We start from the raw sequence: 13,803 nt of genomic DNA, 5'->3' as shown, positions 1-13,803 counted from the left end.
CGATGAAAAGAAGACAGGACCACATTCTGAATCAGGATGACGCTGAGGTACAGCGCGCCTTGAGGCGTGAAAACGAACTTGCTACCAAGGCATCAACGGAGACCGACGATGAAGCTCACCTATCACACGCTGGATGTCTTCACCCGAAGCCGCTTCGGCGGCAATCCGCTTGCCGTTGTGCTGGATGCGGACCGCCTGACGGACGCGGAAATGCAGGCCGTCGCCCGCGAGTTCAACTATTCCGAAACGACCTTCGTGCTGCGGCCGCAGGATGCACGCCACACGGCCCATGTGCGCATCTTCACGCCAACGGTCGAAGTGCCCTTCGCCGGGCATCCCAATGTCGGCACCGCCTATGCGCTGGCGCTGGCCGAGCAGACGGCGGAGGAATTCATCTTCGAGGAAGCAGCGGGCCTCGTGCGGGCGAGAATCCTGCGCATCGACGGCGAGGTGGACACGATACAGCTGACCGCGCCGCAGCCGCTGACCGTCGGCCGAAACTTCACACCGGCCAGTGTCGCAGCCTGCCTGTCGCTCGATGAGGCGGATATCGCGCTTGGCGCGCATCGGCCCTGCATCGCCTCGGTCGGCCTCGGCTTCATCGTCGTGGAAATCGCAAGACGCGACGCCCTGCGGCGCGCCAAGGCGGACATCGCCGCCTTCTCCGCCATCCTGCCGACCGAGGATGCCGACGCGATCTATCTCTACTGCCGGGAATTGTCCGAGGAGGACGGCGCGGTCGATTTCAGCGCGCGCATGTTCGCGCCCTTCGACGGCCTGCCGGAAGACCCGGCGACAGGAAGCGCGACAGCGGCGGCCTGCGCCCTCATCGCCAGGCTGGAAGGCAGCGCCCAGCGCCGTTTCGAGGTGGCGCAGGGCATCGACATGGGGCGCCCGAGCCTGCTCTGCGTCGAGATCGATGCCGGCACGGTGCGCATCGGTGGCGCGTGCGTGCCCGTCATGAGCGGGACGATCAGCGTCTGATCAGTGACCGCCGCCGCCACCGCCGACGGCCTGCGGCTTGCGGATTGCCAGCGCGCAGATGACGAGCGTTGCGAACAGGCCTGTCAGCAGCAGGAAGATATCGATGAAGGAGAGGATGTAGGCCTGCTGCTGCACCATGCCGGCCATCTTCTTGATCGCGATCGTCGGCCCGTCGAGACCATGGGCGTTGAAATTCGCCGCCATGTTGTTGAGCTGCTCGAGAGCCTCGGGATTGCCCCACTGCACATGTTCGGAGAGGCGCAGATAGTGCTCCTGCGTGCGCTGGGTGAGGATGGTGTTGATGACCGCCAGCCCCACCGCACCGCCGAGGTTGCGCGTCAGGTTGAAGAGGCCGGATGCGTTGCGGATGCGGTCAGGCGGCAGCGTCCCGAGCGCCACGTTGTTGATCGGCACCATGCAGATCATCAGCGAGACGCCGCGCAGGATCTGCGGCACCAGCAACTCGTAAAAATCCCAGTCGGCCGTCATTTGCGTCATCGACCAGGTGCCGAGCGCGAAACCGCCGAAACCCATCATCATCATGACGCGCGGATCGAGCCTGGACGACATCATGCCGGCAATCGGCGCCGTCAGGAACATGGCGAGACCCGAGACGAACATGGTCTCGCCGATCATCAGCGAATCGTAGCCACGGATACGGGCGAGATAGAGCGGGTAGAGATAGGTGAGGCCGTAGAGGCCGATGCCCATCACGAAAGAGAAGATCGATCCGAAGGCGAAGTTCCGGTTGGCGAAGGCGCGCAGATCCACCACGGGGAACGGCACCTTGAAGGCTCGCCAGAAGAACACGATGCCGCCGATCACGATGGCGACCGTGCCGAGCACGATATGCTCGTCGCTGAACCAGTCCTTGTTGTTGCCCTCTTCCAGCACGTATTCCAGCGAGCCGAGGAAAACCGCCATGGAGATGAGCCCCCACCAGTCGAAGCGCTTGATCAGGCCGAATTCCGGCTTGTCGAAATCGATCAGGTTGAAGGTCAGGACCGTGACGATGATGCCGGGGATGATGTTGACGAGGAACAGCCAGTGCCAGGAGAAGGCGTGGCTGAGATAACCGCCGACCGTCGGGCCGATCGTCGGCGCAAGCGTCGCGACGAGGCCGATCATCGGCGAAACGATGTTGCGCTTGGAGGGCGGGAAGATGGTGAAAGCCGCCGCAAAAACCGACGGGATCATGCCGCCGCCGATAAAGCCCTGGATGGCGCGGTAGACGATCATCTGGTCGATGTTCGTCGCAGTGGCGGCAAGCGCACTGGCAAGCGTGAAGCCGGCGGCGGAGAAGCTGAAGAGGATGCGCGTCGAAACGATGCGCGCCAGTGTGCCCGACAGCGGGATCATGATGACTTCGGCGATCAGATAGGACGTCTGCACCCAGGCGATCTCATCGGCGCCGGCACCGAGGCCGGCCTGGATTTCAGAGAGCGAGGCGGAGACGATCTGGATATCGAGGATCGACATGAACATGCCGAAGACCATCGCGAAGAATGCGATGACACGGCGGACGGGAACTTTATCGGCCTGGGCAGGCGCGACGATCAGGCTACCTGCTGTCGGTTGGGCGGTCGCGGCCATGGCCCGCGTTCCTTTGCTGGAAGCATTGCAGCCAGGCGATAACGCCCGGCCGCAGGATGCAGTCAAAACAATCCGTTCGTGTTTACTCGGCCTTCGCGGCCACCGCCGTGCCCTCAGGCGCCGTGCGGCTATCGACGTCGACGACGACGCTCAGGCCCGCGCGGAGCTTGCCGGTATCGAGCACATCCCTGGGAAGCGCGATGCGAACCGGCACGCGCTGCGTGACCTTGGTGAAGTTGCCCGTGGCATTTTCCGCCGGCAGCAGCGAGAAGACCGAGCCGGAGGCCGGCGCGATGGATTCGACCGTGCCAAGGATGTCGTCATCCTCATAGGCGTCTACATGCAGATGCACCTTCGAACCGGGCACGAGATGGGCGATCTGCGTCTCCTTGAAGTTCGCCTCGATATAGAGGTCCTTCACCGGAACGAGAGCCGCAAGGCGCCCGCCGGCCGAAACGAGGTCGCCGACCTGCACCGATATGTTGCCGACGACGCCGTCATAGGGGGCCTTCAGCACGGTGAAGCCAAGGTCGCGGACAGCCTTGTCGCGGGCGAGTTCCAGCGTGCGGATACCGCTGTCGGATTCAGCGCGCTGTGCCTGGAGCACGGCGATGCTTGCCTGCGCCGACACGATATTGGCATCCGCGCCGACGAGATTGGCCTTCGCCTGATCGAGCGCGACGGTGGCGCTGTCGAGCGAGGCGGTCGTACCGACTTCCTTCGCCGCCAGTTCCTTGGCGCGCTTTTCCGCGACCTGGGCGCCGCTCAGCGCCGCCTGATAGGCGGTTTTCTGGGCTTCGGCCTGGGCAAGGCTCGCCTTGGCGCCGTCGATCTGCGCATCGATGCGGTGAAGGGCGAGCTTCTGCGTCGCGATCTGGGCTTCGGCCTGTTCGCGGGCGAGCAGGTAGTCGCCATCATCGAGCGTGACGAGCGGATCGCCGGCCTTGACCGCCTGGTTGGCGACGACATTGACGGCGGCGACATAACCGGAGACCTTCGGCGATATAGAGGCGATGTCGCCTTCGATATAGGCGTCGTCCGTCGAGATCATGAAGCGGCCGTGCGTCCACCACTGGTAGCCGTACCAGCCGGCGGCCGAAAGCAGCGCCAGGCCGACAATCGGCAACATGAAGCGGCGGGCACCCTTCTTCTTTTCGGGCTCGGATACTGCAGCGGTGGGCGCGGCCGCCTCGGCGGTCGTCACCGGCTTTGCCTCGGACGTCTCAGCCTGGAAATCGTCGTTGACCGGGCGAACCTTCGCCGTGCCGGCGCCATGGGAAGTCGACATGCGCATGCCACCATTCTCTGGGGTGAAATTGAACTGAACCGTTCGGTTCGATTTGACATAGACCTGTTTATCCCGCATATCAAGTGAAATCGAACCGCATGGTTCGAAATACTTCGCACCAGATATCAGGTTCGGAAAGGCAGATGGACATCATAGACGACAGATCGGCCACCTCGCAGACGGGTCGCCGCGTGGCGGGCGAAGACCCCGCCAAGCGCGAACAGATCCTTGACGGGGCCAAGCGCGTGTTCATGGAGCAGGGCTTCGAGGCCGCCAGCATGAACGATATCACGCGCGCGGCCGGCGTCTCAAAGGGCACGATCTACGTCTACTTCCAGAACAAGGAGGATCTGTTCGGCGACATGATCGAGCGCGAGCGCCGCCGGATCACCGAGACGATCCGTCATGCGCTGGACGGCGGCCAACCGTTCGACCAGGCACTCAGGGAATTCGGCATGCTTTTCGCCACGCATATGACGGCGGACCACACGATCCGCGCCATGCGCATGGTGATTGCCGCCAACCACCGCCTGCCGTCGCTCTGTAGCCGCTTTTTCTCCACATCGTCGATCAACCCGGTTTCGGTCCTGCAGGACTATCTCGACCGGCAGGTCGCAGCCGGGATCCTTGCCTGCGATGACACGACGCACGCCGCCAAGCAGTTCATCGAGCTCACGACCGTCGGCCTCTTCAAGCCCCGCATCTTCGGCGCCATGGAAGAGGTGCCGGCCAAGGCGGTGATCGAGAAAAACGTGACCTCGGCGATCCGCGTCTTCCTTGCGGCATACGGCGCGAAGTAAACGCGCAACCGCGATCAAGTGACGGGCCTTGAAGGACGCCATAAGATGGCTGTCCATGAGGAGCGACCAACGCCGTGCATCCCGTAGCGAAAGCCATCTGGTTCATCGAAAGCCATTTCGGCCGGGCCGTCGCGCTCTCCGAAATCGCCGCCATGGCCGGCATGTCACGACACCACCTGTCGCGGCGCTTCAGCGAGATGACCGGGCAGAATCTCAACCGCTATCTGCGCGCGCGCCGTCTTTCGGAGGCCGCCCGCCAGCTTGCCGGCGGAGCCGAAAACATCCTGACCGTCGCGCTGGATGCCGGCTACGGCTCCCATGAGGCATTCACCCGCGCCTTTCGTGCGGAGTTCGGCGTGACACCCGAAACACTCCGCACCCGGCGCGACCTTGCCGGCCTCACGCTTCAGGAGCCCATCCGCATGTCCACCCTTGAGAAAAGCAGCCTGCCCTCACCCCGGCTCGAAACGCTCGACGCCTTCACCATCGCCGGCCTCGGCGCCGAGTTCGAACCCGGCAAGGCCGCCGGCATTCCCGCATTGTGGCAGAAGTTCAACGCCTATTTCGGCCATATCCCGGGACAGACGGACAGGACCGCCTACGGGCTCTGCACCATGCAGCCGGGCAAACCCGGCTTCCGCTATGTCGCCGGGGCGCGGGTAACGAAAGGCGCTGACTTGCCCGCCGAACTGGAAACCGTCCAGGTGCCGGCGCAGACCTGGGCCATGTTCCAGCATCACGGCCACGTCAACGGCATTCCGGCAACGGTCGATGCCGCCTTCCGCACCTGGCTGCCGGCTTCAGGCCGCACGGTCGGCGCGTTTCCCGACGTGCTCGAATTCTACGGCGAGGATTTCGACCCGGAAACCGGGCTCGGCCGCGTCGAAATCTGGTTACCGCTCGCCGATCAGATGACGAAATCGTGATATTGGCGGGAACGGCGGTCGGCCGGCTTGCCAGCGGTTGAATTCTGCATACATACGGAAGTCCATTCTCAAACCGTATTTTAGGAGAGGAAGACCGGATGGACAGCATTCTTGCGCTCATGCAAGACCCGGCCGCCTGGATTGCACTTGTCACGCTTATCGTGATGGAAGTCGTTCTCGGTATCGACAACCTTATCTTCATTTCGATCCTGACGAACAAGCTGCCACCCGAACATCGTGAACGGGCCCGTCGCATCGGCATCGGCCTTGCGCTCGTGATGCGCCTTGCGCTTCTCGGCACCATTGCGTGGATCGTCCAGCTCACGACCCCGATCTTCGAACTTTTCGGCCACGGCTATTCGTGGAAGGACATGATCCTGATCGCCGGCGGTCTCTTCCTCGTCTGGAAGGCGACCAAGGAAATCCACCACAATGTGGACCCGATCGATCACAAGGAAGACATGGTCGGCGGCCCGGTGACGACGAGCTTTGCCGCCGCCATCGGCCAGATCCTGCTGCTCGACCTCGTTTTCTCGGTCGACAGCATCATCACCGCCGTCGGCATGACGCCGCACCTGCCGATCATGGTGATTGCCGTCGTCGTCGCCGTCACGGTCATGCTGGTCGCCGCCACGCCGCTTGCCAATTTCATCGAGCGGAACCCGACGATCGTCATGCTGGCACTCGCCTTCCTCATGATGATCGGCACGACCCTGATCGCCGAAGGCATGGGCTTCCATGTTCCGAAGGGCTACGTCTACGCCGCCATGGCCTTCTCGGCCGTCGTGGAGTTGCTCAACATGATCTCGCGCAATGCGCGGCAGAAGAACAAGTCGAGCAGACACTGACACAAACGAAAGGGCCGGCGGAACGCCGGCCCTTTTCTTCTAGTGCATCGTATCAGAACGTGCGCTCGAAGCGCAGGTAACCGCCCCATGCATCCGCGTCCGGGATGTCGAAATTGTCGCGATAGGCAAGCTCGGGTGTGACGGTGAAACCGTCGACGACCGTATAGGGAAGATCGGCGACGAAGGCGAAATTCTCGTCCTCGTCATAGGCGGCCTGCGTATAGAAAGCGAGCTTGTCCGTGACCTGGAAATTGGCCCCGCCCCAGACCGCCCAATCACCGTTCCACTGGGCATAATAATTGTTGCTGTCGGTATTGCCGACACCCGTGCCGGCCGGATCGTTGGTGCTGTAGCCGGCCATCGCGAAGACGGAAACCTTGTCGCTCAATGTCAGGTCCAGCCGCAGCTTTGCCGCGCCCTCCTGCGCCACCGCGTCGTAAGCCGCGATGAAGGTGATCGCTCCCCAGTCCTTGGTGAGAGAGGCCCCGGCGACGATGTTCGGGACATAGTCGGAATTGTTGGAGCCATCCCCCGGCAGTTCGAGACCGCCGGTGGCGGAGAAGCCGTTGTCGCCGGTATGGGTGTAGACGATCTGGCTTGTTTCGAAGGGCCCATAGGGAACACCGAGATCGTCGCTGATCACGTAGCCGGCATAGCTTGGGAAGGTGGAAAACAGCGAGTCGTTCATGCCGACGCGGAAGCCGCCGAGCTCGATATAGGCATATTCGACCTCGATATAGTGATAGCTGTCGGTCGCGTCCTGGTCGTAGTTGAAATGCAGGCGCGTGTAGGCGCGCAAGGTTCCGTATTCAGTGTCCGACCGGGCATCGACGTCGAGCGCAAAACGCGCCTGCTGGTAGGATGCATCCCCTTTGCCGTCCCCGGTATCGGCAATGCCGTCACCATCGGTGTCGAAATCATCGGGCGCATCGGCGCCAAGCCCGTAATCGGGCATGTTGCCCACGCCGATATCGAAACGGACATAGCCGCCGATCTTCAGGCACGTTTCCGTGCCGGGAATGTAGAAGAAACCGGTGCCATAGGCATCGCAGACGCGGACATAGTCCATCGGCTCGGGCTCGGCCGCGACAATCGCGTCGGCCGCCTGGGCGCAACCGACCATCACCAACGCCGCCGCCGTCCCGGAAAAGAGAGAAATCCCCTTCCTCGCGTCAAAAAATTTTCGTGTGTTTCCTGTCCTTTCCGCCATGCCGAATCCCCCGATCGCTAGCTGAACATTCATTCAAAGCTACCACACATAATCTTTACAAGACAACATGTTGCGGGAAATCTGATTTGACACTCCGTTTTTACTTGGCTCGACCGTAAGTCGCGACCAAAAGCCCAGCAAGATCAAGGGGACGAAGACGGGCCGGGCGGGTGGGGAGCTCGCCTGCCATTTCGTTGGCCGCCGGGAGAAACCGGAAAAATCCCTGCGTTCTCCATCTCCGTCATGTCCGGTTGACACGACCCGTCTTCCCTTGGAAAACCTTGTCACGGAGGGATTGTTCCAGGAGAGACCGCCGTGTTTCCGTCGTTCGGCAGCGGAACCCGGCCGGCATCGACGGAATTCCATCCAGACATCGTCCCGCCGCACGGACCTACTTCATGACCCTTGAGCAGACCTTCGCCTTCGTCGTCATCGCCCTGATGATGGCGGCATTCATGTGGGGGAGGTTCCGCTACGATCTCGTTGCCTGCTGCTCGCTGCTGCTGGCGCTGGCGCTGGGCATCGTGCCCTTCGACAAGGCCTTTTCCGGTTTTTCCGACGACATCGTCATCATTGTCGCCAGCGCCCTGATGGTGAGCGCCGCCGTTGCGCGCTCCGGCATCGTCAATGTGGCGGTCAAACGCTTCTTCCCGAACCTCACTTCGAAACAGAGCCAGCTCGCGCTGCTGCTCGTCTCCGTCGCCGTGCTTTCGGCCTTCATCAAGAATATCGGCGCGCTTGCCATCATGATGCCGCTCGCCTTCCAGTTCGCCAAGAAATCCAACACGCCGGCCTCGAAATTCCTGATGCCCATGGCCTTTGCCGCCCTGCTGGGCGGACTGATGACCCAGATCGGCACCTCGCCGAACATCGTCGTCTCGCGGCTGCGCGAGGAGATCACGGGCGAGAGCTTCAGCATGTTCGATTTCACGCCCGTCGGCGCGGTGCTGACGGTCTGCGGCATCCTTTTCATGCTGTTCTTCAACCGCATCGTGCCCGAGCGGGAGAACGGCAATGCAAGCATCGAGGAATCGCTGGAGGCGTCCGCCTATTCCTCGGATGCGACGCTGGCGGAGGGGTCGCCCTCTGTCGGCAAGTCGTTGAACGACGTGCTGCGAAACGGCGACGGCGACGTGATCGCGACCGCCATCATTCGCGGCCACGTGCATCTTGCGCCGCTGCCCGACGTGCGCCTTGCCACAGGCGACACAATCCTGATGGAGGGCACGGCAAGCGCGCTCGACAAGGTGGTTTCCGCCGCGGGCCTGACATTGTCGGGCAAACCGATCCGCGCAGGGCGCGGCGAAGCGGATGAGATCAGTGCCATCGAGGTCGTCGTCGGCAACGAATCGCGCCTCATCGATATTTCGGCCCGCAGCATCGCGCTCTTCCATTCCTATGGCATCAACCTGCTTGCCGTCAGCCGCCAGGGCCAGCGCCTGCGTGAAAAGCTGTCCGCCGTGCGCCTGCGTCCCGGCGACGTGATCGTGATCCAGGGCAACAATCGCACCCTGCCGACCCTGCTGCCGGAACTCGGCCTGCTGCCGCTGGCGCAACGCGAAATCCTGCTGGGCTCGCCGCGCAAGGCGATCATTCCCGTCCTGATCCTGATTGCCGCCATGGCAGCGACGGCCTTTGGCCTGGTGCCGGTCGCGACCGGCTTCTTCGCCGCCGCCGTCGCCATGGTCCTGTTTCGCGCCGTGCCGTTGCGCGAGGCCTACGGCGCGCTCGACGGACCGATCCTCGTCATGCTGGCAGCCCTCATTCCCGTTTCCGACAGCCTGCGCACGACGGGCGCCAGCGAACTCATCGCCGGCTGGCTCGGCGCCGTCGCCGTACACCTGCCACCCTTCGGCGCGCTCGCCCTGATCCTCCTCACCGCCATGGCTGTCACGCCCTTCCTCAACAATGCGGCGACCGTGCTCGTCATGGCACCGATCGCGGCAAGTTTCGCGGGTGCCCTGCACTACAAGCCGGAGGCGTTCCTGATGGCGGTGGCGATCGGTGCGGGCTGCGACTTTCTCAGCCCCGTCGGCCACCAGTGCAACACGCTGGTCATGGGCCCGGGCGGCTACAAGTTCGCCGATTATCCGCGCGTCGGCCTGCCGCTATCCTTGCTCATCTTGCTCGTCAGCATCCCTGCACTGCTCGTCGTCTGGCCCGTGCAATAGCGCGGGCGGAGTTTTTCTTGACGCGCCGGGCTGAATATGGTCTCAACCAGCCCAACGGAAAGCCCCTTTCCGCCCATGTAAAACGGCACAAATCCGGGCTCTTCCTTCCATAAGTCAAGACGGGCCATATCATGAGCACTTCCGGAACCGCATCCGGCGTTCGCGTACGCATCGCACCCTCCCCGACCGGCGAACCCCACGTGGGCACCGCCTATATCGCGCTGTTCAACTATCTCTTCGCCAAGAAGCACAACGGCACCTTCATCCTGCGCATCGAGGATACGGACGCCACGCGCTCGACGCCCGAGTTCGAGCAGAAGGTGCTTGACGCGCTGAAATGGTGCGGCCTGGAATGGTCGGAAGGCCCTGACATCGGCGGCCCCTACGGCCCCTATCGCCAGTCCGACCGCAAGGACATGTACCGTCCCTATGTCGACAAGATCGTCGCCAACGGCCACGGCTTCAAGTGTTTCTGCACGCCCGAGCGGCTGGAGCAGATGCGCGAGGGCCAGCGCGCCGCCGGCAAGCCGCCGAAATACGACGGTCTCTGCCTGCACCTGTCCGCAGAAGAAGTCACCAAGCGCGTCGACGCCGGCGAACCGCATGTCGTGCGCATGAAGATCCCGACCGAGGGTTCCTGCAAGTTCGTCGACGGTGTCTACGGCCCAGTCGAGATTCCGTGGGATGCCGTCGACATGCAGGTCCTGCTCAAGGCCGACGGCATGCCGACCTATCACATGGCGAACGTGGTCGACGACCACCTGATGAAGATCACGCATGTGGCGCGCGGCGAGGAATGGCTCGCCTCGGTGCCGAAGCACATTCTCATCTATCAATATCTCGGCCTCGAGCCGCCGGTCTTCATGCACCTGTCGCTGATGCGCAATCACGACAAGTCGAAACTGTCGAAACGCAAGAACCCGACCTCGATCTCCTACTATTCCGCGCTCGGCTACCTGCCCGAGGCGCTGATGAACTTCCTCGGCCTGTTCTTCATCCAGATCGCCGAGGGCGAAGAGCTCCTGACCATGGATCAGCTCGCCGAAAAGTTCGATCCGGAAAATCTCTCCAAGGCCGGCGCGATCTTCGACATCCAGAAGCTCGACTGGCTGAACGGCCGCTGGCTGCGCGAGCAGTTGACGGAAGAGGAATTCGCCGCCCGCGTGCTGAACTGGGCGATGGAGAACAACCGCATCCGCGACGGTCTGAAGCTGTCGCAGTCGCGCATTTCCAAGCTCGGCGAACTGCCCGATCTCGCCGGCTTCCTTCTGAAGTCGGACCTCGGCCTGACGCCGGATGCCTTCGCCAAGGTGAAATCCACTCCGGAAGAAATTCTGGAAGTGCTGAACCAGGTGCAGCCGGACCTTGAGAAGATGCCGGAATGGACCGTCGAGAGCATCGAGGCGGAACTGCGCGCCAGCGCCGACCGGCTCGGCAAGAAGCTGAAGGTCGTCGTGGCCCCGCTCTTCGTCGCCGTCTCCGGCTCGTCGCGCTCGCTGCCGCTTTTCGACTCGATGGCCATCCTCGGCCGCTCCGTCGTGCGCCAGCGCCTGAAGGTCGCCGCGCAGGTCGTCGCCTCCATGGTCGGCAGTGGAAAGTAAGGACAGAAAAGAATGAACGACAAGACAGAAACCGGCCTTTCCTCCGATCCGACGGAAGTTCGCCGCCAGAAGCTCGACCAACTGCGCCAGACGATCGGCGACGTCTATCCGGCGCATTTCCACCGCACGATGACCAATGCGGAGCTGGCTGAGAAATACGAGACGCTGGAACTCGACACCGAGAGCGGCGACGTCGTGACGGTGGCCGGCCGCGTCTATTCCTCGCGCAATTCCGGCATGTTCATGGACATCCATGACGCCTCGGGAAAAATCCAGATTTTTTCGCACAAGGACACGACGCCGGAAGAGGCGCGCGCGCTGCTGCCGATGATCGACCTCGGCGACATCATCGGCGTCACCGGCGTCGTGCGCCGCACGAAGCGTGGCGAGCTGACGATCAACGCGCAGGAGATCGTCATGCTGACGAAGACCCTGCTGCCGATGCCGGAAAAGTGGCATGGCGTGGCGGACGTCGAAATCCGCTACCGCAAGCGCCATCTCGACATCATGACCAACGAGGAATCGAAGCTGCGTTTCCAGCAGCGCTCGAAGATCGTCTCGGGCATCCGCCGCTTCATGGAAAACGACGGCTTCATGGAAGTCGAGACGCCGATGCTGCACTCCGTCTATGGCGGCGCGACGGCCGAGCCCTTCAAGACGCATCACAACACGCTGAAGCTCGACATGTTCCTGCGCATCGCGCCGGAGCTCTATCTGAAGCGCACGCTGGTCTCCGGCCTCACCGACAAGGTGTTCGAGATCAACCGCAACTTCCGCAATGAGGGCGTGTCGACCCGGCATAATCCAGAATTCACCATGATGGAGTGCTACTGGGCCTATGCCGACTACGAGGACATCATGGACCTCGTGGAACGCCTGTTCGCCGAGCTGGCGGTCAAGATCCACGGCTCGACGGAATTCGCCTATGGCGACAAGGAAATCTCCTTCAAGGGCCCGTTCAAGCGCGTGCCGATGCCCGACGCCGTCAAGGAAGTAACCGGCATCGACTTCCTCGCCCTCAAGACGGATGAGGAAGCCCGCGCCGCCGCCAAGGCTGCCGGCTTCGAAGTGGAGAAGGACTGGACCTGGGGCGAATGCCTGGCCTTCCTCTTCGAGGAAAAGGTCGAGGGCACGCTGATCCAGCCGAGCCACGTCACCCATTTCCCGAAAGACATCTCGCCCTTCGCCAAGGAAGTGCCGGGTGAACCACGCCTCGTCGAGCGTTTCGAGACCTATTGCAACACTTGGGAACTCGGCAACGCGTTTTCCGAATTGAACGATCCGGAAGAGCAGCGCGCCCGCATGGTCGAGCAGCTCGAACAGGCCCATGCCCGCGGCGAGAAGTCCAAGCAGCTCGACGACGAGTTTTTGGACGCCATCGACCAGGGCATGCCGCCCGCCGGCGGCCTCGGCATCGGCGTCGACCGCCTGATCATGCTGCTCACCAACGCCCCGTCGATCCGCGACGTCATCCTCTTCCCGGCGCGCCGGGCGAAGGCTGACTGAGGTCTATACAGCGCAGACATTCGCTGCCGCCACTCCGGTTTCGAGCCGAAGTGGCGGCAGTTCTGTTTTTCGCGTTGGATTGTGAAAGAGCCTACGCCGTGCAGGCGTGCGGCGATCCAGGTGAGTGTCTTAGTGCTCGCTTGCTGCTGCGACTTCGTGCGTGCCTTCTTCAGCCGCTTCGGCATGTTCCCCGCCGGCCGATGCCTCGTGGCCGCCTTCGGCAGCTTCGGCCTTGGCTTCACCATGGCCGCCGCTTTTTCCGCCCTCTTCGGCGACGGCATTGGGATCGACGCAATCGGCGCGGTCTTCCATTGCGGTCACGATGGTCTTGATCTCGTCCAGCGAGAGTTCCTTGCGCTCGCCGTAAAATTCACCGTTCTCGGCAGGCTTGCCATCCGTGTAGCGGGCGACGAAGGGCGCCGTCATGCCGGGAATGGCCGAGGGATCGCGCGCGAAGAGCACTTCGGCGCCGATGGCGCGGCCGCGCATGTCTGCCCGGTTTGCCGGACCCGCGGCATCGAGCAGGATGACCTGGTAGAGATCGGCTTCCTCGTGATTGGACACGGCACCGGCAACGCGTAGCGCCGTCTTGATGCGGATGTCGGCTTCCTTCGCATCCGAGCGCACATATTTGCGCAGCCATTGCTGGCCGTTGCGATCGAGGCGCACGGTCGTCACGAGCGTGCAGGCGGCACCGGAGACCTGCTCGGCGGGGGGCCCGAGCAGCGCCTCGCGCCCGACGATGATGGCGGCGGCGCCGGAAGCACCGGTGAGCACCATGACACCGGCAAGGATGATCAGAAGCTTCCGGGACAGGCGGAACGAGGTCGGCAGCAGCTTCACGGGCGGCAACTTCTCTTAAAACGCAGGAACACG

At 62.8% G+C, this 13,803-nt stretch carries 11 protein-coding genes; 7 read left to right on the top strand and 4 right to left on the bottom strand.

The window, feature by feature from the left end; all coding sequences use genetic code 11:
* Nucleotides 1–108 precede the first annotated feature (108 nt).
* Nucleotides 109–984: a PhzF family phenazine biosynthesis protein gene (locus MUO32_RS25050; protein ID WP_257951090.1), complete on the top strand. Its 876-nt coding sequence runs from the start codon at nt 109–111 to the stop codon at nt 982–984.
* Here MUO32_RS25050 and MUO32_RS25045 read toward each other — a convergent pair whose 3' ends face one another.
* A complete protein-coding gene (locus MUO32_RS25045; protein ID WP_257951089.1) occupies nt 985–2,577 on the bottom strand; it encodes a DHA2 family efflux MFS transporter permease subunit in 1,593 nt (530 codons plus the stop codon). It abuts the gene before it with no gap.
* 82 nt (nt 2,578–2,659) lie between these two features.
* Nucleotides 2,660–3,865, bottom strand: a complete 1,206-nt coding sequence (locus tag MUO32_RS25040) for an HlyD family secretion protein (RefSeq protein ID WP_257951088.1) — start codon at nt 3,863–3,865, stop codon at nt 2,660–2,662.
* 143 nt (nt 3,866–4,008) lie between these two features.
* Between MUO32_RS25040 and MUO32_RS25035 the strand changes: the two genes are divergently transcribed.
* The 3 genes from MUO32_RS25035 (at nt 4,009) to MUO32_RS25025 (ending at nt 6,439) form a co-directional block, all read left to right on the top strand.
* Nucleotides 4,009–4,665, top strand: coding sequence for a TetR/AcrR family transcriptional regulator (locus MUO32_RS25035; RefSeq protein ID WP_257951087.1), 657 nt, complete (start codon nt 4,009–4,011; stop codon nt 4,663–4,665).
* Nucleotides 4,666–4,739: 74 nt separating this feature from the next.
* Nucleotides 4,740–5,591, top strand: coding sequence for an AraC family transcriptional regulator (locus tag MUO32_RS25030; protein WP_257951086.1), 852 nt, complete (start codon nt 4,740–4,742; stop codon nt 5,589–5,591).
* A gap of 98 nt (nt 5,592–5,689) precedes the next feature.
* A complete protein-coding gene (locus MUO32_RS25025) occupies nt 5,690–6,439 on the top strand; it encodes a TerC family protein (RefSeq protein ID WP_257951085.1) in 750 nt (249 codons plus the stop codon).
* Nucleotides 6,440–6,491: 52 nt separating this feature from the next.
* Here MUO32_RS25025 and MUO32_RS25020 read toward each other — a convergent pair whose 3' ends face one another.
* Nucleotides 6,492–7,562, bottom strand: a complete 1,071-nt coding sequence (locus MUO32_RS25020) for a porin (protein WP_257951084.1) — start codon at nt 7,560–7,562, stop codon at nt 6,492–6,494.
* 485 nt (nt 7,563–8,047) lie between these two features.
* Between MUO32_RS25020 and MUO32_RS25015 the strand changes: the two genes are divergently transcribed.
* The 3 genes from MUO32_RS25015 (at nt 8,048) to lysS (ending at nt 12,927) form a co-directional block, all read left to right on the top strand.
* Nucleotides 8,048–9,820: an SLC13 family permease gene (locus MUO32_RS25015; RefSeq protein ID WP_257951083.1), complete on the top strand. Its 1,773-nt coding sequence runs from the start codon at nt 8,048–8,050 to the stop codon at nt 9,818–9,820.
* Between the two features lie 131 nt (nt 9,821–9,951).
* Nucleotides 9,952–11,421, top strand: coding sequence for a glutamate--tRNA ligase (gltX, locus tag MUO32_RS25010; protein WP_257951082.1), 1,470 nt, complete (start codon nt 9,952–9,954; stop codon nt 11,419–11,421).
* Nucleotides 11,422–11,433: 12 nt separating this feature from the next.
* The gene (gene lysS / locus MUO32_RS25005) at nt 11,434–12,927 is read left to right on the top strand and encodes a lysine--tRNA ligase (RefSeq protein WP_257951081.1); all 1,494 of its coding nucleotides are present in this window, start codon (nt 11,434–11,436) and stop codon (nt 12,925–12,927) included.
* A gap of 129 nt (nt 12,928–13,056) precedes the next feature.
* Here the strand turns inward: lysS and MUO32_RS25000 are convergent, their stop codons facing one another.
* Nucleotides 13,057–13,770, bottom strand: coding sequence for a hypothetical protein (locus tag MUO32_RS25000; protein WP_257951080.1), 714 nt, complete (start codon nt 13,768–13,770; stop codon nt 13,057–13,059).
* Between the last annotated feature and the right edge of the window lie 33 nt (nt 13,771–13,803).

Origin of the sequence: Shinella sp. CPCC 101442 (assembly GCF_024704725.1) — a bacterium.
GTDB lineage: Bacteria > Pseudomonadota > Alphaproteobacteria > Rhizobiales > Rhizobiaceae > Shinella.
Note: the sequence above shows the minus strand (reverse complement) of the source record. Positions and strands in the feature narration are given on the sequence as shown.

Bases quoted from the DNA above. Each gene is read 5' to 3' on its own strand.
- MUO32_RS25050 (WP_257951090.1), top strand. From the start codon at position 109: ATGAAGCTCACCTATCACACGCTGGATGTCTTCACCCGAAGCCGCTTC.
- MUO32_RS25045 (WP_257951089.1), bottom strand. From the start codon at position 2,577: ATGGCCGCGACCGCCCAACCGACAGCAGGTAGCCTGATCGTCGCGCCT.
- MUO32_RS25040 (WP_257951088.1), bottom strand. From the start codon at position 3,865: ATGTCGACTTCCCATGGCGCCGGCACGGCGAAGGTTCGCCCGGTCAAC.
- MUO32_RS25035 (WP_257951087.1), top strand. From the start codon at position 4,009: ATGGACATCATAGACGACAGATCGGCCACCTCGCAGACGGGTCGCCGC.
- MUO32_RS25025 (WP_257951085.1), top strand. From the start codon at position 5,690: ATGGACAGCATTCTTGCGCTCATGCAAGACCCGGCCGCCTGGATTGCA.
- MUO32_RS25020 (WP_257951084.1), bottom strand. From the start codon at position 7,562: ATGGTCGGTTGCGCCCAGGCGGCCGACGCGATTGTCGCGGCCGAGCCC.
- MUO32_RS25015 (WP_257951083.1), top strand. From the start codon at position 8,048: ATGACCCTTGAGCAGACCTTCGCCTTCGTCGTCATCGCCCTGATGATG.
- gltX (WP_257951082.1), top strand. From the start codon at position 9,952: ATGAGCACTTCCGGAACCGCATCCGGCGTTCGCGTACGCATCGCACCC.
- lysS (WP_257951081.1), top strand. From the start codon at position 11,434: ATGAACGACAAGACAGAAACCGGCCTTTCCTCCGATCCGACGGAAGTT.